The organism is Burkholderia sp. F1, from assembly GCF_050813845.1.
GTDB lineage: Bacteria > Pseudomonadota > Gammaproteobacteria > Burkholderiales > Burkholderiaceae > Burkholderia > Burkholderia ubonensis.
Window position 1 is genome coordinate 585,830 of the sequence record NZ_CP172421.1, and the last position, 22,533, is coordinate 608,362.

Annotated in this window: 18 protein-coding genes; 14 read left to right on the plus strand and 4 right to left on the minus strand. The window is 60.4% G+C overall.

Going from position 1 to position 22,533, the window contains the following annotated elements:
• Window positions 1-2: 2 nt before the first annotated feature.
• Complete coding sequence (locus ACFIMZ_RS02910; protein ID WP_420291481.1) at window positions 3-455, minus strand: GNAT family N-acetyltransferase; 453 nt, start codon at window positions 453-455, stop codon at window positions 3-5.
• 646 nt (window positions 456-1,101) lie between these two features.
• Between ACFIMZ_RS02910 and ACFIMZ_RS02915 the strand changes: the two genes are divergently transcribed.
• The 10 genes from ACFIMZ_RS02915 (at window position 1,102) to ACFIMZ_RS02960 (ending at window position 13,879) form a co-directional block, all read left to right on the plus strand.
• The gene (locus ACFIMZ_RS02915) at window positions 1,102-1,947 is read left to right on the plus strand and encodes an ABC transporter permease (RefSeq protein ID WP_431822415.1); all 846 of its coding nucleotides are present in this window, start codon (window positions 1,102-1,104) and stop codon (window positions 1,945-1,947) included.
• Window positions 1,934-2,785, plus strand: coding sequence for an ABC transporter permease (locus ACFIMZ_RS02920; protein ID WP_431821319.1), 852 nt, complete (start codon window positions 1,934-1,936; stop codon window positions 2,783-2,785). The genes ACFIMZ_RS02915 and ACFIMZ_RS02920 overlap by 14 nt, the downstream gene beginning before the upstream one ends.
• On the plus strand, window positions 2,782-3,813 hold the full coding sequence (locus ACFIMZ_RS02925; protein ID WP_431821320.1) for an extracellular solute-binding protein: 1,032 nt from the start codon (window positions 2,782-2,784) through the stop codon (window positions 3,811-3,813). Before ACFIMZ_RS02920 ends, ACFIMZ_RS02925 begins: the two co-directional genes overlap by 4 nt.
• 644 nt (window positions 3,814-4,457) lie before the next feature.
• Window positions 4,458-4,790 carry an H-NS histone family protein gene (locus tag ACFIMZ_RS02930; protein ID WP_431821321.1) on the plus strand — a complete coding sequence of 111 codons (333 nt, stop codon included), beginning with the start codon at window positions 4,458-4,460 and terminating at the stop codon, window positions 4,788-4,790.
• A gap of 1,684 nt (window positions 4,791-6,474) precedes the next feature.
• Window positions 6,475-8,982: a type VI secretion system Vgr family protein gene (locus ACFIMZ_RS02935; protein WP_431821322.1), complete on the plus strand. Its 2,508-nt coding sequence runs from the start codon at window positions 6,475-6,477 to the stop codon at window positions 8,980-8,982.
• 55 nt (window positions 8,983-9,037) lie between these two features.
• Window positions 9,038-11,899 carry a lytic transglycosylase domain-containing protein gene (locus ACFIMZ_RS02940; protein ID WP_431821323.1) on the plus strand — a complete coding sequence of 954 codons (2,862 nt, stop codon included), beginning with the start codon at window positions 9,038-9,040 and terminating at the stop codon, window positions 11,897-11,899.
• 29 nt (window positions 11,900-11,928) lie between these two features.
• A complete protein-coding gene (locus ACFIMZ_RS02945; protein ID WP_431821324.1) occupies window positions 11,929-12,372 on the plus strand; it encodes a DUF5991 domain-containing protein in 444 nt (147 codons plus the stop codon).
• A gap of 54 nt (window positions 12,373-12,426) precedes the next feature.
• Window positions 12,427-12,678 (plus strand): PAAR domain-containing protein, encoded by a 252-nt coding sequence (locus tag ACFIMZ_RS02950; RefSeq protein WP_431821325.1) that lies wholly within the window; start codon window positions 12,427-12,429, stop codon window positions 12,676-12,678.
• Window positions 12,679-12,737: 59 nt separating this feature from the next.
• Complete coding sequence (locus tag ACFIMZ_RS02955) at window positions 12,738-12,893, plus strand: hypothetical protein (RefSeq protein ID WP_431821326.1); 156 nt, start codon at window positions 12,738-12,740, stop codon at window positions 12,891-12,893.
• On the plus strand, window positions 12,869-13,879 hold the full coding sequence (locus ACFIMZ_RS02960) for a hypothetical protein (RefSeq protein ID WP_431821327.1): 1,011 nt from the start codon (window positions 12,869-12,871) through the stop codon (window positions 13,877-13,879). The genes ACFIMZ_RS02955 and ACFIMZ_RS02960 overlap by 25 nt, the downstream gene beginning before the upstream one ends.
• 259 nt (window positions 13,880-14,138) lie before the next feature.
• On the opposite strand, the gene ACFIMZ_RS02965 is transcribed toward ACFIMZ_RS02960, so the two are convergent.
• Window positions 14,139-15,359 (minus strand): tyrosine-type recombinase/integrase, encoded by a 1,221-nt coding sequence (locus tag ACFIMZ_RS02965; protein WP_431821328.1) that lies wholly within the window; start codon window positions 15,357-15,359, stop codon window positions 14,139-14,141.
• Window positions 15,360-15,537: 178 nt separating this feature from the next.
• Window positions 15,538-16,632, minus strand: coding sequence for a redox-regulated ATPase YchF (ychF, locus tag ACFIMZ_RS02970; protein WP_029226615.1), 1,095 nt, complete (start codon window positions 16,630-16,632; stop codon window positions 15,538-15,540).
• Window positions 16,633-16,876: 244 nt separating this feature from the next.
• Between ychF and ACFIMZ_RS02975 the strand changes: the two genes are divergently transcribed.
• The 4 genes from ACFIMZ_RS02975 (at window position 16,877) to ACFIMZ_RS02990 (ending at window position 21,539) form a co-directional block, all read left to right on the plus strand.
• Window positions 16,877-18,055: a UbiH/UbiF family hydroxylase gene (locus ACFIMZ_RS02975; protein WP_431821329.1), complete on the plus strand. Its 1,179-nt coding sequence runs from the start codon at window positions 16,877-16,879 to the stop codon at window positions 18,053-18,055.
• A gap of 90 nt (window positions 18,056-18,145) precedes the next feature.
• Complete coding sequence (locus ACFIMZ_RS02980) at window positions 18,146-18,874, plus strand: DsbC family protein (RefSeq protein ID WP_431821330.1); 729 nt, start codon at window positions 18,146-18,148, stop codon at window positions 18,872-18,874.
• A 106-nt stretch (window positions 18,875-18,980) separates the two neighbouring features.
• On the plus strand, window positions 18,981-20,783 hold the full coding sequence (locus tag ACFIMZ_RS02985) for a M61 family metallopeptidase (RefSeq protein WP_431821331.1): 1,803 nt from the start codon (window positions 18,981-18,983) through the stop codon (window positions 20,781-20,783).
• 159 nt (window positions 20,784-20,942) lie between these two features.
• Window positions 20,943-21,539 (plus strand): FMN-dependent NADH-azoreductase, encoded by a 597-nt coding sequence (locus ACFIMZ_RS02990; protein WP_084900354.1) that lies wholly within the window; start codon window positions 20,943-20,945, stop codon window positions 21,537-21,539.
• Window positions 21,540-21,653: 114 nt separating this feature from the next.
• Here the strand turns inward: ACFIMZ_RS02990 and ACFIMZ_RS02995 are convergent, their stop codons facing one another.
• Window positions 21,654-22,532: a uracil-DNA glycosylase gene (locus tag ACFIMZ_RS02995; RefSeq protein ID WP_431821332.1), complete on the minus strand. Its 879-nt coding sequence runs from the start codon at window positions 22,530-22,532 to the stop codon at window positions 21,654-21,656.
• Window position 22,533: the final 1 nt, after the last annotated feature.

Sequence of the window (22,533 nt, forward strand, 5' to 3'; positions counted from 1 at the left end):
ATCTAATTCGCTAGCGACTTCGTAAACACGATCTGGCATCCATACTCGTCCAGTTCCCCGCGCGTCCAACCCAGACGTTGGTAGAATCCGTCGGCTCGGGAACCCGGATCGGTCACGAGCGTGACTTGCGCCACGCCCTTTTCCTTCAACCATGTCAGCGCACGGTCGAGCAGCTCGCGGCCGATACCCGCGCCATGGAACGACGGCCTCACAAACAACGCGGTGATGAACGGCTTTTCAGTGATGACCGGCAGACAGATCCCGACCGCCTCGTCACGACATTCACAAATCCAGCCGCCACCCTGCCTGATTTTCTCGATCAAGAGGTTGCGGTTGAGTAGGTGAACCTGGTGGGGGTGGATTCTATTCTCGCTCACGGAGAATCGCACGTCATAAAAAGCGCCGATGTCGCGCTCAGTCATCCGGCGGTATTCCAGCTTCTCAGCAATGGCCATATTCGTTATCGTCTCTCATCTCGTTATATGAAATATACATGGTGCGGCTTATGCAACTATCTCACGATTTTTGCAAATCCGCCAACGATCATGTTGGCGGGAGCTGGATAGCTGTCGTGGTGACACATAGCCGCTCAGGCATCGCCGTCGAGGAATGCCTCAAAGGTCAATGATTCAACCAAGGTCGCGTAATCTGGTGTCCGCCAGGGTTGGTTGGTGCCGCCAGGACGTATTGGTATCCACTTGTACCGCTGCGGACCGCGGGTAGGTTTGAGCCTGGTGCCGCACGGCTCGCTAGCCGCGCATCGGCATGCGATTCAGTTTCCCGTAGCCACTCATCGCGATTCGATGATTGGCCAACCTTATAATGCCTCTACATCGTTCTAAATAATGCCTGACTGTGATAATTACTGCATGTGCAATAATTTGCCAAAAAATACAGTCCGTCAAATTTATAATGGTAGTGGCGCTCGGGGGTAACACATTGGCGCGAACGGCACGGGCGACCCCTGTAAATGGCGCAGTCGATTTGATACGCTTCCTGCCAATCGAACCGACTGATTTGAGGTAATCGGTAGTGCGCCAAGTCTCCATCGCCCACCTGCTGAAATCATGGCGGAGGATATATAACCCGGCGATGCTTGTCATGGCCGCAGGTGTTGTTCTTCCCATGATCGTCCTGGCAGTGGTTTCGTTCAGCGTGCCGCTCGACTTCGGCGGCGTCGCGTGGGGCGACTTCACTGCTCGGGCGTACGAGCGGGTTGTCTTCGATCGGGACTGGGATGGTTCGCTTGTGCTTCAGCACGGCTATCTCGCCATTTTTGCCCGGTCGTTGACCATGGCCCTCCTGACCACCGCGGGATGTCTGCTGATCGGATTCCCGACGGCGCTGTTTATGGCGACGCGCTCCCGGAAGTGGAAGGCTGCGTTGTTGATCCTGATTACGATTCCGTTCTGGACCTGCGTCGTCGTTCAGATGTACGGATGGATCATCGTCATTGCGGACAATGGCTTGCTGAACCAGATATTGAGCCGAGCGGGTCTCATGCACGGGGCGCTCGGCCTGCTCTACACCGATCTCGCGACGGTGATCGGCCTCGTCTATGCGTTCACGCCGTTCATGATCCTGCCGATCTTCGCCGCGCTCGATGATTTCGACTGGCGGCTGCTCGAAGCTGCCTACGATCTGGGGGCTGACAAGCCGGCCGCACTGGTCCATGTCGTCGTACCGTGCTGCCGTCCGGGCATCATGGCGGGGGTAGGGCTCGTCTTTGTTCCCGCACTGGGCTCCTATACGATCCCGGGCCTGCTCGGTGGCAACCATGCTTTCATGATCGGCAACCTGATCGACTTCCAGTTCGCCGGCGGACGGGATTGGCCTTTGGGCGCCGCGATGTCGTTTGTCTTGCTCGCGGTTGTGCTCGTGGCAATGCTCGCGTCTCGACTGGGCTCGCTCTTTCAACGACAGGAGCGTGTTCATGAGTTCGCGTGAACTGCGCCGGTTTCCGTTGACCGGGGCAATCGCATGCGCAGCGCTGTTGTTCCTCTATCTGCCGATGCTGACCGTGATAGGGATGAGCTTCAACGCCGGTCCGTCTGCCCTCATATGGGACGGGTTCGGTCTTCGGGGTTACGTTGAGGCGTGGTCCGATCCGACGCTGGTTCGTGCCGCGAAGAATTCACTGTTGCTGGCGTTGGCGTCGATGGTGCTCTCCACCACGCTCGCGACGAGTGCGGCGGTCGCCTGGTGGTCCAGAAGCGATCGGCACGGTCTCGACCCGGCAGGACTTGTCATCGCGCTTCCGCTTGGCATCCCCGAAATCGTGCTGGCGATCGCGACCATGATGCTGTTCTCGATGTTCGAGACCGAGCTTGGATTCGGCGCCGTTCTGTTTGCGCATGTGGTGTTCAGTGTGCCGCTTGCCTACCTGCCGATCAAAGCCAGGCTCAAGACGATCGATCGCACCTTGCTCGAGGCCGCCGCGGACCTGTCGGCCACGCCATGGGCCGCCTTTCGGCAAATCACCGTGCCTTTGGCTCTGCCCGGCATCGTCGCAGGGGCGCTGCTGTCGTTTGTCGCGTCGATGAATGATTACGTCACCAGCTACTTTCTCGCCGGCGCCGGCATGACCACATTGCCGATGTACATCTTCGGTGCATTGAAGCTCGGAATCACGCCAAAGGTCAGTGCCGTCTCGACCGTCGTCATCGGCCTTTCGACGATACAACTGATGGCGGTCTGGATCATCGGTGCGCGAGGTAAAAGAAGATCCATGCCCAAGCAGTCCGAAATAAACCACTCGAATCTCCAAGCGATAGGAACAGTATGAAAAAAACAATCGGGGCGATGTTGCTTCTTGCCGCTGTTACGACGCAGGCCGCCGAGCTTCATATCGGAAGCTGGCCGGGCATCCTGCCTGTGAACTTGCTCAAGAAGTTCCAGGCTGATACCGGTATCGAGACGACACTCGACACCTATGCAAGCGATGCCGCGCTGACCCAGAAGCTGCAGGCGGGAGGAGGCGGCTACGACGTCGTGGTGGCCGGCGACTATTACGTCCCGGTGCTGGTGAAATCCGGCCTGTTGCTCAAGCTCGACAAGAGCAAGTTGCCGAATATCGCGAACATCAAGCCGGAATACCGTCATCCGGCATTCGATCCTCAGCGGGACTACGCGATGCCCTTTACGGTCGTCCTGACCGGGTTTGCGTACGACAGCGCGCGTGTGCCGGGCGGCCGGCTCGACGACAGCTGGAAGTCCTTTTTCGAGCCTCCCGAGGCGCTGCGCGGGCAGATCGGCGATCTGGACGTCGAGGAGGAACTGTATATGGCCGCGAGCTGGTATCTGGGACAGGATGAATGCACGGAGCGTCCCGAGGACGCGAAGCGCGTGCTCGACGTCCTGCAGAAGCAGAAGCCCTTCGTGAAGACCTACAGCAACGACGGAACGATCGACCGTCTCGCCTCCAGGCAAATCACCGTTCAACACGTCTGGAACGGTGCCGCTGCGCGCGCGCAGGATCGTCTGACGACCATCAGGTTCGTCTATCCGAAAGAGGGCATCCGGCTGTTCATGGACAGCCTGCTTATTCCGGCAAAAGCGCGCAATGTCGAATCGGCCTACAAGTTCGTCGACTGGATGATGCGGCCTGAAAACATCGCGCTGGTGACGAACGCGATTCGGTATAGCAACGAGATCGTCGGGTCGGAGCGCTACATCGATCCCGCATTGCTGAACAATCCCGCGATCAAGACGCCCGAGCAATACAAGGATCGGCTCAAGCCGTACAAGATGTGCTCGCCCGCGGCGATTCAGCTACGCAACAAGGTCTGGCTGAAGTTGAAGGGAAATCAATGAGACGCGCTTGAGCTTGCTGACTTCCTGAACGAAGCCTCGCTGCAATTTGCAGAAATCGGGCAGCGAGGCGTCGGCAGTTGAAATTTGAGACGAAGCGGCCGTAGACGATGCTGCGAACATCGCCTACGACCTGACCTTGGCGTACATATCGAGAGACCACCATGGCTGGCCGTATACTACGACAATATCGACCTGACGAAACGCATTGCATAGGCGCCTCCGTGCGTCCATCGGCACGAATCGCCGGATGCGATCGTCGGTCGCAGGGACCGTTGAGCAGGTGTGTGTGGACACAGCATCCTTGCGGCAATTGGAGCGCGGGAGCAACGCCCACGTTTTTGAAATCTCTCCGGTTGCACAAGCCCAGAATGACATCCAGATTCCGCCGTCTTAGCGCTTGTGCGCTCGGCATGCGGCCGGGTCATCAAGCAGCAAGCAGATCGGCCTATTCCCGTAAGAACAACTAGCCTCTGTCGCTGGCCCCGCCTGTCTTCGGCGACAAGTTTGCTCTCAGCGCAGGCGGTTCGCGATCTCCCCTCTCGATCGCGCTTTTTATTCTGAACGACCACTGCATTCGTTAAGTTAACTATTATAAGTATTGCTAAGTTAATGTAATGGCAGTGGTCGCAAATCGACTAGCTAAAATGATTGCACAATCCAAAGGAACTGAGGTGATTACCTACCTGGACCTGAAAGCCAAGATACGCGCACTTCAAGTTCAGGCGGAACTGGCGCGCAAGAATGAAGTACAGCGCATCGTAAAGGAAATTCAGAAGATGATCGCTGAATTCGATCTGACGCCGGAGGACTTGTTTGCTGACATCCAACGTAAGACTCGTAGGGTTAGACGCCGCGCGCCAGCGCTCGCGAAATATCGAGACCCTGCGTCTGGCGCTGTCTGGAGTGGGCGTGGACGTGCACCTCGTTGGATTGCCGGACAAGACCGGGAAAAATTTCTGATTCACACGCCGACCTAGAGGAATACAGGCTTCGGTGCGTTCGAACCGTTTGAGCGTCAGATGCTTCGCTCGCACCGCTGCTCGACAGTTTCACATTGCCACCGCTCGCGTCCCGAAGCGGTACCAGTCGATCACATGAGAGGGGAGGGGAGTAAGGGCATCGCAACAAATGATCCGTTCTGTCGATTTGCGCTATCGTACGAAAATTCCTGACAGATACGAGGCACCGGCAGAACACTGCGGAAGGCGCCGGTGCCGGACAAAGCGGAGTTGTCGAAGTTGCCCGTAGACCAACTGAAAAGATTACGCCAAGCACTGTTGCCTTACGGCCTCAAGCTTCTCGAATCGGAATGGCATGGGTGGAATGCCCAATATCGATTCCGATGTCGACGAGGACATGAGCTGAGTCGTTCCGGGTCGCATCTGCTGTACACGCTCGTGACGTGTCCAGCCTGCCGTGACCAGGAAGCTCTGCTGCATCTGGACCGAGTGGCTCGCAAAGCAGGTGGTCGCTGCCTGTCCGACCGTTACGCTGGTCGCAATGCGCGTTACCGTTTTGTTTGTCATGAGGGGCATATCTTCGAAAAGACGGCCAGCAACCTGTTGAAGGGATCGTGGTGCGTGCAGTGTGCGCGGGCACGTCACGCCAAATTGATGTCCGATCCAGACGGATTGAAGCGCATACAAGCGGTCGCCTATGCCCATGGAGGCAAGTGCCTGTCGACAATCTATACCAAGCAGGCGGATCGTTACCGCTTTCGATGCGCAGAGGGGCACGAATGGGAAACCACTGGTGCAGAAGTCGTGAGAGGTGCTTGGTGTCGTATCTGTGCGAACCAGGAAAAGGTGCACGCATATCGCCTCGCGGACGGTCTGGCACGGCTGCGTCGGAGCGCCAGGAGCCAGGGCGGCGTGTGTTTGGCTTTCGACTACGAGGGGAGCAAGGCGTATTACCGGTTCCGATGTCACGAAGGGCACGAATGGGAAACGCAGGGCGCGAAGATCTTCCGGGGATCTTGGTGCCCGCAGTGCCGGCACGAAGCAAAACGCTTCGGGATTGGTTTCATGCGCGAATTGGCTGCTGCGCATGGAGGTCGTTGCTTGTCCGAAACTTACCGGAATACTGCGACCCGCCTAGAATGGGCTTGCCAGAAGGGCCATCGTTGGTGGGCGTTTCCTGGTGCCATTGTTCGGGGTCGTTGGTGTTCAGTGTGCAGTCGCGATGCCGTGAAGCTGGGTATTGACGTGATGCGTCGTCACGCAGCGGAGCGTGGTGGGAAGTGCATCTCAGACACCTATGCGAACAGTTCGACTCGACTGGAATGGGAATGCTCGCGTGGCCACCGATGGCATGCAACACCGAACACGATCCGGCAGGGACATTGGTGTGCCCGCTGCTATTTCATCAGTATTACAAGCACCGAAGTGACACGCCGAAAACGACGGCATGAGGCCGTGCGGGTATAAGAGGCGTAGAAATAGGGAAGTCGTCTTGTTAAGCCTGGTTAAATCCGATCGCCCAGACTTGATTGTGCCGGAGCGCCTTACGACCTTTTACTGGCGATTTTGCTATCCTTGCATGCTGAATCGGGCATGCCTGTTCTTTTGCGACAGGATAATCGCCTTTCAATAATATTACGTAGTTTCGTGCGTCGGGTGTCTGAGAGCAGACCGGCGTGCGACCCACAGACAGGGTAACCGCATGGTTTCTGATGCGCTGAACAGGGCGCTGCACACCGGGTACGCGCAGCTTGATCGTATTGCCAAGCTCGACACGCCACTCGGTGAAGATTGGCTGGTGCCGCTGTACGTCACGATCAACGCGCGGCTCGGGCGCAATTTTGAGGTGGTCGTTGACGCGGCGTCGACGCAGGTCAACAAGATCCAGCTCAACGCGCTGATGCGCCAGCCCGTCACGCTCTGGATTCGGCAGACCGATGGCGGCTACTTGCCTATCCACGGCAATGTGCAACGCGCCCGCCGGCTCGGCAGTGATGGGGGCATCACGTATTTTCAGCTTCAGTTTTCGTCGTGGCTCAGCTTCCTCAAGCTCAGCAGCGATCGCCGAGACTGGCAGGAAGCACCCGGCCAGCATGTGTTGTCCGACGTGTTCGACAAGCATCCACAGGCGCAAGGCCACTACAAGTTCGATCTGCGCTCGCCGATTCGTTCGTATTCGCATCGCGTGCAGTGGGAAACGGACTGGAATTTCGTGCACCGGAGCATGGAGGAGGTCGGCGTATTCCCGCGCTTCGATTTCGCAAAAGACGGCAAATCGCATACGGTCGTGATCTCGGACGATTTGTATTTTGCTCCGTCGTTGCCTCAATCGGAGATGATGTTCAGCCGCGCGGGTACGGCGGAAGAATTCGATGGGCTGACGCAATTCAGTGAACAGCAGGAAGTGCAAAGCGCAACGCTCACGATCGGCACGGCCGACTACAAGCGGCCGGACCTGGACAAGCAGGTCAGCATGCCCGCGCTGAATACCGACGAGTTGCCCGGACAGGGGGAGGACTACCTGTACACCGGGTCGCAACGCTGGGCCGACAGCGACATGGGTGATCAGGAGGCGCGCATCCGCACTGATGAGTGGGCATCGCGTGCGAAGCGGTATTTCGCAGTCGGAAGCCCGCGTTACGCGTTGCCAGGCTACTGGTTCAAGTTGACCGGTCATCCGGAATTCGACGCATTGCCCGCCGAGGATCGCGAACTGGCGATCCTCGCGAGCGACTGGCTGATCCAGAACAACGTGCCGGGTATGGAAACGCTTGCACGCTTTCCGCAGAGCCTGCGCGCGCAGGTCGAGCAGGCCAAGGCCGCAGGCGCCGGGACGAACGTGCGTCACACGGACGGCGGTGTCGGGTTCATTCGGGTGGAGATCGAGGCGCAGCGCCGTCGCGCCCCGTTTCGCAGCCCGTTCGAGCATCGCAAGCCAGAGATGCATTTGCAGACGGGGATTGTCAGCGCGCCGGGCAACGAGGAAATCTATACGGACGACGGCAACCGGGTCAAAGTCTGGATGACGTATAGCCGCAAGACTCGTGACGAAAAAGCGTCGGCATGGATACGCGCGGCGATGCCGGATGCGGGCGCAAAGCGCGGCGGCTATTTCCCGCTCCGCAAGGGCGATCAAGTCCTGGTCGGATTCGTGAATGGGGACTGTGACCGTCCAGTGGTCATATCGAGGCTGCATGGCGGCGAGACGATGCCCGTCTGGCACACGCACGGCGTGTTGTCCGGCCTGCGGTCGCGCGAGTACGGCGGCGACGGTTTCAATCAGTTGGTGCTGGATGACTCGACCGGCCAGAACCGGGCGCAGCTCTACACGACGAGTTACGCGTCGCACCTCCATCTGGGCTATTTGATCGAGCAATCGGACAACACGCGTGGGGCCTTCGTCGGCAGCGGCTTCGATCTCAAATCCGAGGCGCACGGTGCGATTCGCGCTGTCCAGGGCTTGTCGATTTCGACGCATCCGGCCGCGGTGCAACCGATGAACGTGTCGCCTGCTACCGATCAACTCGCGGCGGCCGAGGCCGTCTTCGACACGGTTTCGCAGGCGAGCGAAACCAATCGGGCCGAAAGCTTGCAAGACGGCAGCAACGCGCTGAAGGAGTTTACCGAGATGACCCAGCATAGTGTGCCGGGTTCAACGAAGGGCGGTCGCACGGCAGGCGGCGGAACGGGTAGCGCCAATGGGTTTTCGAAGCCGGCGCTGCTGCTGTCGAGTCCTGCGGGCGTCGGATTGTCTACCCAGCAGTCGGTTCACGCGTCGGCGAACCAGCAGGTCAACTTGGTGGCGGGCAAAAATGTCAATTTGGCGGCAGGGAAATCGCTGCTCGCGAGCGTGATGGACAAGATCAGCCTGTTCGCACAAAACCTCGGGATCAAGATCTTTGCGACCAAAGGGCCCATCGAAATTCAGGCCCAGAATGATGAGCTGACGCTGCTGGCGCAACTGGATGTCAAGGTCGAGAGCGCAAGTGGGCGACTGATTCTGCGGGCGGAAAAGGAACTGATCCTGAATGTGGGTGGCTCATACATCAAGATCACGCCGAACATGATCGAGAACGGCACGTCGGGCCAGATTCTCGAGAAATGCGCGTCGTGGGACAAGCCTGGCGCGTCGACCATGACGCTGCGCGACCCGCTCCACGGCACGCCGGTGTCACCGCGCGGCGGTTACGCAGATGATTTCTCCGGCTGATTGCAGGCCGACCGAGTATTCAGACTAGCGATTGCTAGCACCGATTCGAGACACCATGACGAAAAAGCATCCTTCCCAGCAACCGCCAAAGCAGCCCGCGCCCGGACCGAAGCCAGCGGGGCCGGCTCCAGCGCGGGATCAACCCGCTTATAAACCCCTTGCGTGGAGTTTTCCGTTTTCGCCCGCCGGTAAAGAGGACGCGGCGGACCCGATGACCTACATGAAGGCGCTCGCGTCTGCCGAGGATGGTTTTTATCCGCTAGGAGCGAGCGGCATCTGGCATGGCGGCATTCACTTCGATCAGAAGACGGGCAAGGTCCTGAAACAGGAGGAGGGCGTGCGCGCGATCGCGAACGGCGAAGTTGTCGCGTACCGACTCGACTCGAAATATCCGGAGCTGGCCTACCAGGACAAGCGTTTCGCGTTGTACTCGACGGGCTTTGTGCTGGTCCGACATACCCTGCAACTGCCGCCGGTGCCGAAGAAGCCGGACCCGGCACCCTCGAAAGCGGCACCGGCGTCGCAAAAGCCAGCTGCACCCAATGGAGCGTCGGCACCGTCCGGCGCGTCAGGGGCGGCCGCGACGCCACCAGCTCCGGCAAGTCCGCCACCCGACGAGACGTTGACGTTCTTCAGTTTGTACATGCATACACTCGATTGGGCGAGCTATAAGGCGGCGTTCGATCAGGCCAAGACGGCGAAACCCGATCCCAAGGCGCCGCAGATCAAGCCCATGTTGTATTGGGAGGCTGACCGCCATTATCGGGTGCGGGACAAGGATAAGCAGGGGGCTCCGAAACCGAAACCGATCGATCACGATGTGCTCGGCGATTTGATCAACGCTGATTTCGACATGAGCAAGCTGTCACCGGAGCAGCGGGAGGCGGATGAGGCTCCTCCGGAGCCGATCCCGGGCATTCGGGTGCGCATTACGCCCAACGGGAAGATTCTCGGTTTGTTGCCGACAGGCTCGGAACTGACCGTGGACGAAACCGACAACGGCGGCACGCCCGGCTGGGCAAAGATTGGGAAGATCAAGTCCGGTCAACCGGTTGGTCCGATCGTAGGGCAACAACCCTCAGAGCATCTTCCGTGGGGTTACGTATTCGTGAAGGAACTGGAGCCTGTTAGCCAGTCCGGTCCGGTCGATACGGTGGTCGTATTGAAAAAGCCGCATCCGGTCGAGGCCGGTGAAGTGATCGCACATGTCGGCCAATATCAGCGCTACAGGGAAGCGAAACTCACACCGCCGCAACCGAATCGGCCGCTGCTGCATATCGAGGTATTCGCGGGATCTGATCTACCCAAGTTCATCAAGAAGAGTCAGGCTCGAGCGAGAGATTTGACGGACAATGCGTTTCTGGAAATCCTGGCGGGTGCAAAGCTGGTGACGGAAATTCCGCGCCCGGATTACACCCTTGAGAAAGCTGGATTGAAGCTGGCGCCGGTTAGCGACCCGAAATCGCATTGGGTCAAGGTGCAGCCGAAGATCGTGACGATGCCTGCGGCACAGCCAGCCCCGGCCGCGACTGGCAAAGGGAAGTCCAAGTCGAAGCCTGCGAAGAAGCCGACACCGATCGAAACATCGACCGGCGATCCGTTCTGGGTCGACAGCGGTCTGGTCAATCAGATGACAACAGGCGCAGTCCAGGGCTGGAGAGATTTTCCGCTGAAGGTGAGCCGCGCGAATGGTCCGGGGACGGATTTCCGCGTCGTATTCCGGCTGACGGATCTCGACAAATTTGAGGTGCAGAATTTTGCGAGAGAAGAGAAGGACACGAGCGGGAAAGCCAAGCGCTGGTGGAATGTGACGGTTGGCACGAAGGAGGGCGGGACGCGTCAAGGCTGGGTGCGTGAAGAAGACCATCCAAAGGCGAATCTGTGCGGCCCGTGGGATTGGCCAGGATTCGATCTGGCTGACAACAGTTCGATCAAGCCGGTCGACATGTTCAAGCGATATCTGTTCGTCGCGGGACTGGCAATGGGTGACGACCAGCAAGCTTTCAAGCCGAGTGCTGATCAGTTGGCCACCAGCGAGCTCGTCCAGAAGCTGGAGAAGGCAATCGATCGCAATCGTGACGGCAACGTGACGGCGGAGGAACTGGCGGCTGCGCAGCAGACGGAGTGGTTGGCCGAAGCGATTTCGCACTTGATCGTGAAGAGCGAGAGCGAGTGGGGCGGCAATATGGGGAAGTGGGAAGAGATCTTGCCCCATATGAAGCTCGTGCCTTGGAAATGGCGGAACGAGATGGAGCGAATCAAGAAGCTCCAGTGGTGGGAACAGGTCCAAGGTGTGAAGGGCTTCCCGCAGGACCCGGTGCCATGGCATCTTCATCCGATTGGTTTGATTGGGAATTTTGTCAGTAATGTGGAGGTCACTGGAAAGATTGCTTGGGGCGCAAAAGTGTCGAGTGAGTTTAAGCAAAAAGTGATTCGTATTTCTGGTGAGTTGGGCATAAATCCAAGTTACCTAATGTCTGCTATGGCCTTTGAAACCGGGGAGTCGTTTAGGGCGGACATACCAAATGCGGCGGGTAGTGGTGCGGTCGGGCTTATACAGTTTATGCCTAATACGGCTATTGGTTTGGGAACCACTACCGCTCAACTTGCGAAAATGACAAGCGTCGACCAATTGGATTACGTTAAAAAATATTTTATTCCGCGACAGGGGCAATTGCACACATTGGAGGATGTGTATTGCATGATCTTCTATCCTAGTGCAATTGGAAGGCCTAACGATTACATCATCGCCCATAAAAAGAAGATCAATAAGAAGGGGAAGGAGGTCGATGACCCAATTTATTGGCAGAATGCTGGATTCGATACGGAAAACGTCGGGTATATCACGAAATACCAGATATCGAGCAAACTTCGCGATAAGTATGCTAAAGGCATGAGCGCGGGCTGCCTGGGCTAGTTTGGAAATTCATGAGGGGGAATTATTCGGTGAAATATGTACATGGATTGTTGTTTTTAATTTTTGCTGCTGCATCTTCTCCTTGTTTTTCTGAGGGGGTGGGTGAAGTATGGGAGGGGGATTATGAGTATAGTAATTCGTTCTGGGATGGGGTGCAATCCGTCATAACGGACATTAATCTGAAAATCTCCTCGAATGGAGGTTGTTCGGTTTCTTGGGAGGGGTTTCAGAAGGATGAGAAAATTATTTGTTCTGTAGGCAAGGATTCGGTGGGAGGTGGTGTAATCATCAGATTCGTTAGTTATTCAAATGGCGATTCTAAAAATGAATATGGCGTTGAAGTCTACAAGCCCAAGGCGCGTCTGTTTTCGCTTGTTCGACTCAACAAAAATCCGATCATCACGACTTGGGGGGAGGCGTATCGCCCCCCTAAGACAAAGAGGTCTGGGGTTTATTTCAAAAAAATAGATTGATTGCGGTGCTTTCTTAAATCATTCAGTTTTTAATGCGAATATCCGGTTGATTAAATGATGAATCTCATCCGCGTCGGCGATGATACCGACCACGGCGGCAAGGTCGAAACTGGCTCAACGAGTATGCGTTTCGATGGCCGCTTTGTCGCTCGCAAAGGCGATCGGGTGTCTTGTCCGCAACATCCCGACCTATCGCCCAACGTGATCGAGGAGGGCGATTCATCGATGACGGACGACGGCATACCGATTGCACGGCATGGTCACCGAGCAACCTGCGGCTGTCACCTGATTTCGAGCCTCATTTGATTCCTTGCAGAATCGGCGAGCGACCAATACGGAACGCAAAGGGCGTGCCGTTCGCGCGCATGTACTTCGATCCGGATGCGACGGAGGCGCTGGGCGTCGAGCGGCTGCTGCGCACGGTTTGCGAGTGCTTGGTCATCCGGGTACTGTGTAACAGATCGGCGGCCACCATCACGCGCGCGACGGCATTGCAATGGCAAAGCAAAAGACGAAGCTGACGTTCGGTGTTGGCTGTGCAATCAACCGAGACATGTTCTACCTGTCCAGTACTTTGGACGAACTGGAAAAGACCGAAGACACTCCTGTGTCGCGGATGGTGTTCTATCAAGGTCAAACGGCCGACAAATGGTTCTACCATGACCTGCCTGCGTGGCGTGTGGTGTCCACCTGCTATCCCGAGCCCGCGCCAAATAGTGTTCGCAAGATCTATGCATTGAGCGAGCAGGGTGACGTCGAATGCTACAGTCGGGAAGGCTCGGTAACCGAAAAGATTGCAGATGCGGGCCTTGATCCGTCATCGCCCAATTACGGAAACGTTACTCGCATCCGCGAAATTGGCACCCACCTTTATGTTTGCGGATATGTTGGCCAAGTCTACCGGCGAAGTGCACCTTCTGGTTGGGTGCATATTGACGCCCAGATACTCCAGAAACGGGCTGACATCGGCAGCATTGAAGATCCCAGCGAGTTGCTCGCGGCGTTGACCAAATCCACGGGCGAAACAATTGGTTTAACAGACATCAATGGCCTAGATGAAGAATCTATCTACGTAGTCGGCAATGACGGATACATGGCATTCTTTGATGGTGCGAGTTGGAGAGAAATGCCAAAAACAACGGCAGCGCATCTCAATTGCGTGCTGCCGGTCTCAGCAGACACGGTCTGGGTTGCTGGAAGCAAAGGAACTCTACTCAAGGGTAGTATCCAGTCCGGCTTTAGCGCTGTAGCCCGCAAGAGTCTCAGTATCGATTTTTATTCACTTGCATGGTTCAACGATCGGCTTTTCATTGGTGCCGGCGACGGCATCTATGAACTTGACGAGAACGGTCCGCAAAGGTTGATGGTAAGCGATAAATTCTCCCTCGACGGTGTTACGACTATCGAAGCGAAGGACGGCGTTTTATGGGTGTTGGCGTCTCGGAGACTCGCTCGGTTCGATGGAGCCCAGTGGGAGGTTTTCGAGAACCCGCACAATCTCCCTTGATGGCGAGTATGGTCACATAGATCGCACGAATCTCGATTTGCATGAACGGCGAGGCCATGGAACTCGTCAGGTGCGGGGAAAGTCATAGGCGGGTCAAAGCATGACGAAGAACCGCAGCCGAGCAGGATTGCCAAAATCAACGCTGCTGCCGCTGCAGGCCGAGAAGGTGCGAGCATTGTCCATTGACCCGTGCCTCCTCCTTGTTAGGATAGATCGTGTCCACGAAAGCGGGTCATCTCCAAGATTCGATTTCGAAAATCTAACCGACTGCTCTGCGGAACTGACCTGCAATGACCGTCGCGCCGTCGCGAAGTGCGTCGAGGGTATCTGCCCACGTCTGCATCATTTTTGCACGGTTCTCAAGGTGAGCAGCGTGGTTATATGTCCCTCTGACTTTGTTCTGGTCGATATGCGCGAGTTGGCGTTCGATCCAGTCGGACGGGTAGCCACGTTCGTTCAGTTGGGTGCTGCCAGTGGTGCGGGTCGCGTGCGGGCTGTACTTTCCCGACCAACCTAGCGTCTTTAGCGCTTGGCGGAGAGCTGCCGTGGTCATCGGTCTTGACCTGTCGTCACGGTTGGGGAAAACAAACTGCTCATTCCCGATAGCATCATGAAGCGCGCGCTGGGCTTTGAGACACTCAATAGCCTGCCTTGGCAGGGGAACAATATGTTCCGCTCTCATTTTCATTCTTCCCGCCGGAATGCGCCAGATACCAATGTCTAGGTCAAACTCGTCCCATTTGGCCTCGACAACTTCATTCGGCCGGCAAAGAGTCAGCCACATCAGTCTGAAAGCCGCGGTGGTCTGATAGTTGGCATCGTAGCTCGCGAGATCCCGCATAAGTTGCCCTATCTCTGCCGTCCCCAATGGGCGCTTATGTTGAGTCTTATTGGGTGGCAACGCTTTCCGTACCGGATGCACGGGGTCAACCTCTGCCCGTAGTGTCGCAATCGCTAGTTCAAATACACCGGACATCGCTCGTTTGGCCTCGGCAGCCACGGTTGGGCCGTTCTTTTCGGACGCGTGTTGCAAAATTTTCAGGATGTGAGCGGGAGTGATGCTGCTCACGGGCAGCTTGCCAATTGACGGAAACACAACGCGTTCTAGGGTGTCAAGCCGTCGGGCCTTTGTATTCTTTTGCCAGTCCTTCATGGCCAGCCATTCTTTCGCGACTACTTCGAATGTAACGGCATTCGCCAATTCCCGGCGGACACGATCAGCCTGTCGCTCATGAGCGGGATTCTTCCCCTGTTTCACCAAGTCACGAGCACGTTGCCGTTCTTGTCGTGCATCAGCAAGACTTATGGCCGGATAGTCTCCGATAGTGTATGTGCTCTCCTTGCCACCTAGCTCGTAGCGATATCGCCAGATCTTCCCCTTGTTCTGCGGTTTGACTTCAAGGTAGAGCCCTTTGCCATCCGTGAGCTTGTAGGGCTTGTCCTTCGACTTTGCGTTTCGGCATTGCGTATCGTTGAGCATTGTGCCACCTATACCCGGTTTTTTCTGAGTTATGGTGGATCATACCCGGTTCGTTACCCGGATTCCACTTGGAGGGGGATGGATGCGATTGGCAAGCTTGGAAAGAAAAAAGCCCGCTGGAGGCGGGCTTGAGGGGAGTCTTAGATCGCTGTAGATGCCCCTGGACGGGACAATTTGTTTAGACGTTGAACAGGAAGTTCATCACGTCGCCATCATGCACGACGTATTCCTTGCCTTCCGCGCGCATCTTGCCGGCTTCCTTCGCGCCCTGTTCACCCTTGTACGCGATGAAGTCGTCGAACGCGATCGTCTGCGCGCGAATGAAGCCGCGCTCGAAGTCGGTGTGGATCACGCCGGCCGCCTGCGGGGCCGTATCGCCGACGTGGATCGTCCACGCGCGCACTTCCTTCACGCCCGCGGTGAAGTAGGTCTGCAGGCCGAGCAGCTTGAAGCCCGCGCGGATCACGCGGTCGAGGCCCGGCTCGTCCATGCCCATGTCGGCGAGGAACGCTTCCTTGTCCGCGTCGTCGAGATCGGCGATTTCCGCCTCGATCGCCGCGCACACCGCCACGACCGGCGCGTTCTCGCTTTCCGCGTACTTGCGTACCGCGTCGAGGTGCGGGTTGTTCTCGAAGCCGTCGTCCTTCACGTTCGCGACGTACATTGCCGGCTTCGCGGTGATCAGGCAGAACGGCTTGAGCAGCGCCTGTTCGTCGTCGGACAGCGCGAGGCCGCGCACGGCCTTGCCCTGGTCGAGTTGCGCGCGCACCTTGTCGAGCACCGCGACGAGCTTCGCCGCTTCCTTGTCGTTGCCCGACTTGGCGGCCTTCGAGTAGCGCGTGAGTGCCTTCTCGACGGTGCCGAGGTCGGCGAGCGCGAGTTCGGTATTGATCACCTCGATGTCGTCGATCGGGCTCACCTTGCCGGCGACGTGGATGACGTTCTCGTCCTCGAAGCAGCGCACGACGTGCGTGATCGCGTCGGTTTCGCGAATGTTCGCGAGGAACTGGTTGCCGAGACCTTCGCCCTTGCTCGCGCCCGCGACGAGGCCCGCGATGTCGACGAATTCGACGACGGCCGGCACGACGCGCTCGGGGTTGATGATCTCGGCGAGCGCCTTCAGGCGCGTGTCCGGCACTTCGACGACGCCGACGTTCGGCTCGATCGTGCAGAACGGATAGTTCTCGGCGGCGATGCCGGCCTTGGTCAGCGCATTGAACAGGGTGGACTTGCCGACGTTGGGCAAGCCGACGATGCCGCATTTGAGGCTCATGGAATCCTTCGAACGGGTGAAGCGGCGCGGCCGGGCGGGGCGCGGCGGCGCGGGACAAGGGGGCGGCCGTCGCATCGCGCGACGAGCCGGCGTTCAAAGGCGCTATTGTACCGTGCCGCCGCGGCGGTTTCCGGGCATCGGCCGAACGGACGGCGCCGCGCGACCGTCCGCGACGGCGCTATCCGACGATTCCCCTGATTTCCCGCAAAGTCCGGCCGCGTAAGGGTTTGGCCCCGCGGCTATAATGCCCGCCATGACTGCCCACCACACCTTCGACGTCGCCGTGGTCGGCGGCGGGCTCGTCGGCAAGACGGCCGCGCTCGCGCTGACCCAATCCGGCTACAAGACCGCGTTGCTCGCCCAGCCGGCGACGCCGCGCCCCGCCGACCTCGCGTTCGACACGCGCATCTACGCGCTGTCGTCCAGCTCGCAGGCGCTGCTCGAACGGCTGCGCGTCTGGCAGGCGCTCGATCACGGCCGGCTTGCCCCCGTCTACGACATGCGCGTCCACGGCGACGCGCACGCCGAACTCCATTTCTCCGCGTACCAGGCGTCGGTGCCGCAGCTCGCGTGGATCGTCGAATCGTCGCTGATCGAGACCTCGCTCGACGCCGCGCTGCGGTTCCAGCCGAACCTGACGTGGTTCGACGCGCGCGCGCAGGGTTTCGACGTGCGCGACGACGCGGCCGTGCTCACGCTGTCGTCCGGGCAGGTGCTCGAAGCCGACCTGGTCGTCGGCGCGGACGGCGCGCATTCGTGGGTCCGCTCGCAAATGGGGGCCAAGGTGGAGCGGCGCGACTACCGGCAGACGGGCGTCGTCGCGAATTTCAAGGCGTCGCTGCCGCACCGCGAGACCGCGTATCAATGGTTCCGCGACGGCGAGATCGTCGCGCTGCTGCCGCTGCCGGACGGCCACGTGTCGCTCGTCTGGTCGGCGCACACCGCGCATGCGGACCAGTTGCTGACGCTCGATCCCGCGCAGCTCGCGGCCGAAGTCGAGCGGGTCTCGCACGGGCAGGTCGGCACGCTCGAATGCGTGACGCCGGCGGCCGGCTTCCCGCTCGCGCTGCAGACCGTCGACAAGCTGATCGCGCCGCGCGTCGCGCTGGTCGGCGACGCCGCGCACCTGATCCATCCGCTCGCGGGCCAGGGGATGAACCTCGGGCTGCGCGACGTCGCCGCGCTCGCCGATGCGATCGCAAGCAAGGAGAGCTTCCGCAACCTCGGCGATACCGTGCTGCTGCGCCGCTACGAGCGGTCGCGCCGCGAGGACATCCGCGCGCTGATGATCGCGACCGACGGCCTGCAGCGGCTGTTCGCGGCGCCCGGCCCGTTCGCGAAGGCGGTGCGCAACGCGGGCATGGCGTTCGTCGGCGCGCAGCCGCTCGTCAAGCGCTGGCTCGTGTCGGCCGCGCTGGGTTGAGCGAACCTTCGTACACTTCCCGGGTCGGAGTCGGTTCCGTTACGGCGTACACTGTGCCGTGCACTCCGAATGAGCTGAAGGAAGACCTCGATGAAAAAAACGATCCGCATCGCCTCGCTGGCGCTGGCCGTCGCCGCGGCGACGCTGGGCTGCACCGCGCAGGCTGACCAGACCACCGACAAGCTGAAAGCGACGCTGCAGACCCGTCTCGGCAGCGACGCGCCGATCAAGAGCGTGGCGAAATCGCCGGTCGCCGGCCTGTACGAAGTGAATCTCGGCTCGCAGATCATCTACAGCGACGCGTCCGGCGACTATGTGCTGCTCGGCGATCTCGTCGACACGAAGACGCGCAAGAACCTGACCGAGGCGCGCCTCGCCGAAATCAACAAGATCGACTTCGCGAGCCTGCCGCTCGCCAATGCGATCAAGGTCGTGAAGGGCAACGGCGCGCGCAAGATCGCCGTGTTCTCCGATCCGAACTGCCCGTACTGCAAGAAGCTCGAGACGACGCTGCAGTCGGTCGACAATGTGACGGTCTATACGTTCCTGTATCCGGTGCTGTCGCCGGATTCGACCGCGAAGTCGAAGGCGATCTGGTGCGCGACCGACCGCGCGAAGACGTGGGAGGGCTGGATGCTCGACCATCGCGTGCCGACGAGTGCCGCGAGCTGCGACACGAGCGCGCTCGACAAGAACCTCGCGCTCGGCCGCGGGATGAACGTCACCGGCACGCCGACGATCTTCCTGCCGGACGGCCGCCGCCTGCCGGGCGCCGTGTCCGCCGAGCAGTTGAATCAGGCGCTCGCTTCGAACAAGTAACCGATTGATGCGCCGGGCCGCCAGGCCCGGCCGGCGAGGGGCGCACGGGGTTTCTGCCCGGCGCCTCTCGTCGTTTCTGACGCCGCCTCCCCGACCGATTCCGACGATGAAAACGCCGATCCGCTATTCGATTGCCCCGAAAGATCCTGCCGCGCACCTGTTCGAGGTGTCGGTGACGGTCGCCGATCCCGACCCCGAAGGGCAGCGGTTCTCACTGCCGGTGTGGATTCCGGGCAGCTACCTCGTGCGCGAGTTCGCGCGCAATATCGTGACGCTGCAGGCGTTCAACGAGGCCGGCCGCAAGGTGCGCATCGCGAAGACCGACAAGCGCAGCTGGCAGGCCGCGCCGGTGCAGGGCGCGCTGACGCTGCGCTACGACGTCTACGCGTGGGACCTGTCGGTGCGCTCCGCGTACCTCGACGACACGGGCGGCTTCTTCAACGGCACGGCGGTGTTCCTGGGCGCCGTCGGCCACGAGGATGCGCCGTGCGAGGTGGAGATCGCGAAGCCCGCGGGCACGGCGCTCCGCACGTGGCGCGTCGCAACCGCGCTGCCGGAGGCGCGCGGCACGAAGCGCTACGCGTTCGGCGCGTATCGCGCATCGAACTATGACGAGCTCGTCGATCATCCGGTGACGATCGGCGAATTTGCGCTCGGCACGTTCGACGCGCACGGCGTGCCGCACGACATCGTGGTCGCGGGGCGCGTGACGCAGCTCGACATGGAGCGGCTGCGCACCGACCTGAAGCGCGTGTGCGAAGCGCAGATCGCGCTGTTCGAGCCGAAGTCGAAGAAGGCGCCGATGGACCGCTACGTGTTCATGACGCTCGCGGTCAGCGACGGCTACGGCGGCCTCGAGCATCGCGCCTCGACCGCGCTGATCTGCAATCGCACCGATCTGCCGGTGAAGGGCCGCCCGGAAGCGTCGGAAGGCTATCGCACGTATCTCGGCCTGTGCAGCCACGAGTACTTCCACACGTGGAACGTGAAGCGCATCAAGCCGGCGGCCTTCGTGCCGTATGACCTCGCGCAGGAAAACTACACGTCGCTGCTGTGGCTGTTCGAAGGCTTCACGTCGTATTACGACGACCTGATGCTGGTGCGCAGCGGGCTGATGTCGCAGGCCGAATATTTCGCGGCGCTCGGCCGCACGATCGGCGGCGTGCAGCGCGGCACCGGCCGCCTGAAGCAGAGCGTCGCCGAAAGCTCGTTCGACACGTGGATCAAGTACTACCGGCAGGACGAGAACGCGACGAATGCGATCGTCAGCTACTACACGAAGGGTTCGCTCGTCGCGCTCGCGTTCGATCTCGCGATTCGCGCGCAGACTCGCCAGCGCAAGTCGCTCGACGACGTGATGCGGCTGCTGTGGCAGCGCTACGGCCGCGACTTCTATCACGGCAAGCAGGCCGGCGTCGGCGAGGATGAAGTCGCGGCGCTGATCGAGGAAGCGACCGGCGTCGCGCTCGGCCGCCTGTACGCCGATGCGGTGCACGGCACGCGCGACCTGTCGCTCGCCGACCTGCTCGCGCCGTTCGGCGTGACCCTCGAGCCGGATCTTGGCGTGAACGGCGCGCAGGCGAAGCCGACGATCGGCGCGCGCCTGCGCGGCGGCGCGGACTGCACGCTGGCGGCAGTCTACGAGAGCGGCGCCGCGTACCGCGCGGGGCTGTCGGCCGGCGACACGCTGATCGCGCTCGACGGGCTGCGCGTGACCGGCACGAACCTCGATGCGCTGCTCGCGCGCTACCGGCCGGGCGACAAGGTCGAGATTCACGCATTCCGCCGCGACGAGCTGCGCACCGCGAAGCTGAAGCTCGACGGCCCCGAGGTTGCGCGCTACAAGCTCACCGCCGCGGCGAAGCCGGCGGCGCAGCGCACCGCGCGGGAAGCCTGGCTGAAGGGCTGAGCGGGCGGGCTCCAGCAATCAGGGCGCAATGAGGGCTCAATCAGGCATTGTTCTGCTGCTGCAACAATCCGTCGCCCTGAACCTGCTTTTTCGGGATGAGGGCGCCGAGCACAATGGCGTCACTCGCGCTGCACAAGCGCAGACCAACTGGAGCCCGACATGACGACCATTCTGCAAATCAATTCCGCAGCGCGTACGCAAGGCGCGCAGTCCACGCTGCTGGCCAATGAACTGACGGCAAAGCTGCAACAATCGAACCCCGGCGCGAAGGTCGTGGTCCGCGATCTGCTGGCCGATGCGCTGCCGCATCTCGACGAATCCGTGCTCGGCGCGTTCTTCACGCCGGCCGACCAGCGCAGCGCGGAGCAAAATGCGATCGTCGCGAAGAGCGATGCGCTGATCGCCGAGCTGCAAGCGGCAGACGTCATCGTGATCGGCGCGCCGATGTACAACTTCGGCATCTCGTCGCAGCTGAAGACGTACTTCGACTGGATCGCACGCGCCGGCGTCACGTTCCGCTACACCGAGAACGGCCCGGAAGGCCTGATCAAGGGCAAGAAGGTGCACGTGGTGACGGCGCGCGGCGGCAAGTACCTCGGCACGCCTAACGACAGCCAGACCCCGTTCCTGCGCACGTTCCTCGGCTTCCTCGGCATGACCGACGTGAACTTCATTCATGCGGAAGGCCTGAACCTGGGGCCGGATGCGCAGAGTGCGGCGCTCGCCAGCGCACGCGAGGCGATCGCCGCCGCGTAATGCGGGTTGGCCGGTTGCGACGGGCGCGATGCGTCCGTCCTCCCGGACGATAAAAAACGCCGCGCACCGGAAGGTGCGCGGCGTTTTTGCATGTGGGCCGGAAGCGCGGCGGCGTTACGCGAACGTCTCGGCCTCGTCCGGCAGGCGCCAGTCGATCGGCGCGCGATCGTGCGCCGCGAGGTAATCGTTCGCGAGCGCGAAATGGCGGCAGCCGAGGAAGCCGCGATGCGCGGACAGCGGCGACGGATGCGGCGCCTCGAGCACGCAATGCGCGTTCGCGTCGAACAGCGCGCGCTTGGCCTGCGCGTGCGCGCCCCACAGCATGAACACCAGCCCGCGATGGCGGTTCGCCAGCTCGTGGATCAGCGTGTCCGTGCATTGCTCCCAGCCGCGTTTCGCATGGCTGGCCGCCGCGCCGCGCTCGACCGTCAGCACGGTGTTGAGCAGCAGCACGCCCTGGCGCGCCCACGAGTCGAGGCAACCGTGGCGCGGCGTGTCGTGGCCGAAGTTCGCGGCGATTTCCTTGAAGATGTTGCGCAGCGACGGCGGCGGCTTGACCGCCGGCGGCACCGAGAACGCGAGGCCGTGCGCCTGCGGCGTGCCGCGGTCGTCGCCGTGATACGGGTCCTGGCCGAGGATCACGACTTTTACGTCGTCCGGGCTCGTGAGCCGCAGCGCGCGGAACACGTCGGTCGGATAGACGGTCTTGCCGGCGGCGCGTTCGCTGTCGACGAAGCGGCACAGCGGGCCATAGGCGTCGCTGGCGACGAACGGCGCGAGGACCCCGCGCCATGCGTCCGGCAGCGCGTCGAATTGGGCGGCGAGATGCTGGATGTCGCCCGGCGTCGCGGCCGAGGTGGCCGACGTGACGACAGGCGCCGGAGTAGCGGGGGCGGCGGCCGTGGATGACGGGGAGCCGGCGGGTGTATCGGTGACGAGATCGTCGAACAGCGACGCCTGTTGAGGCGCGCGGGAAGTCTTACGGGTTGCCATG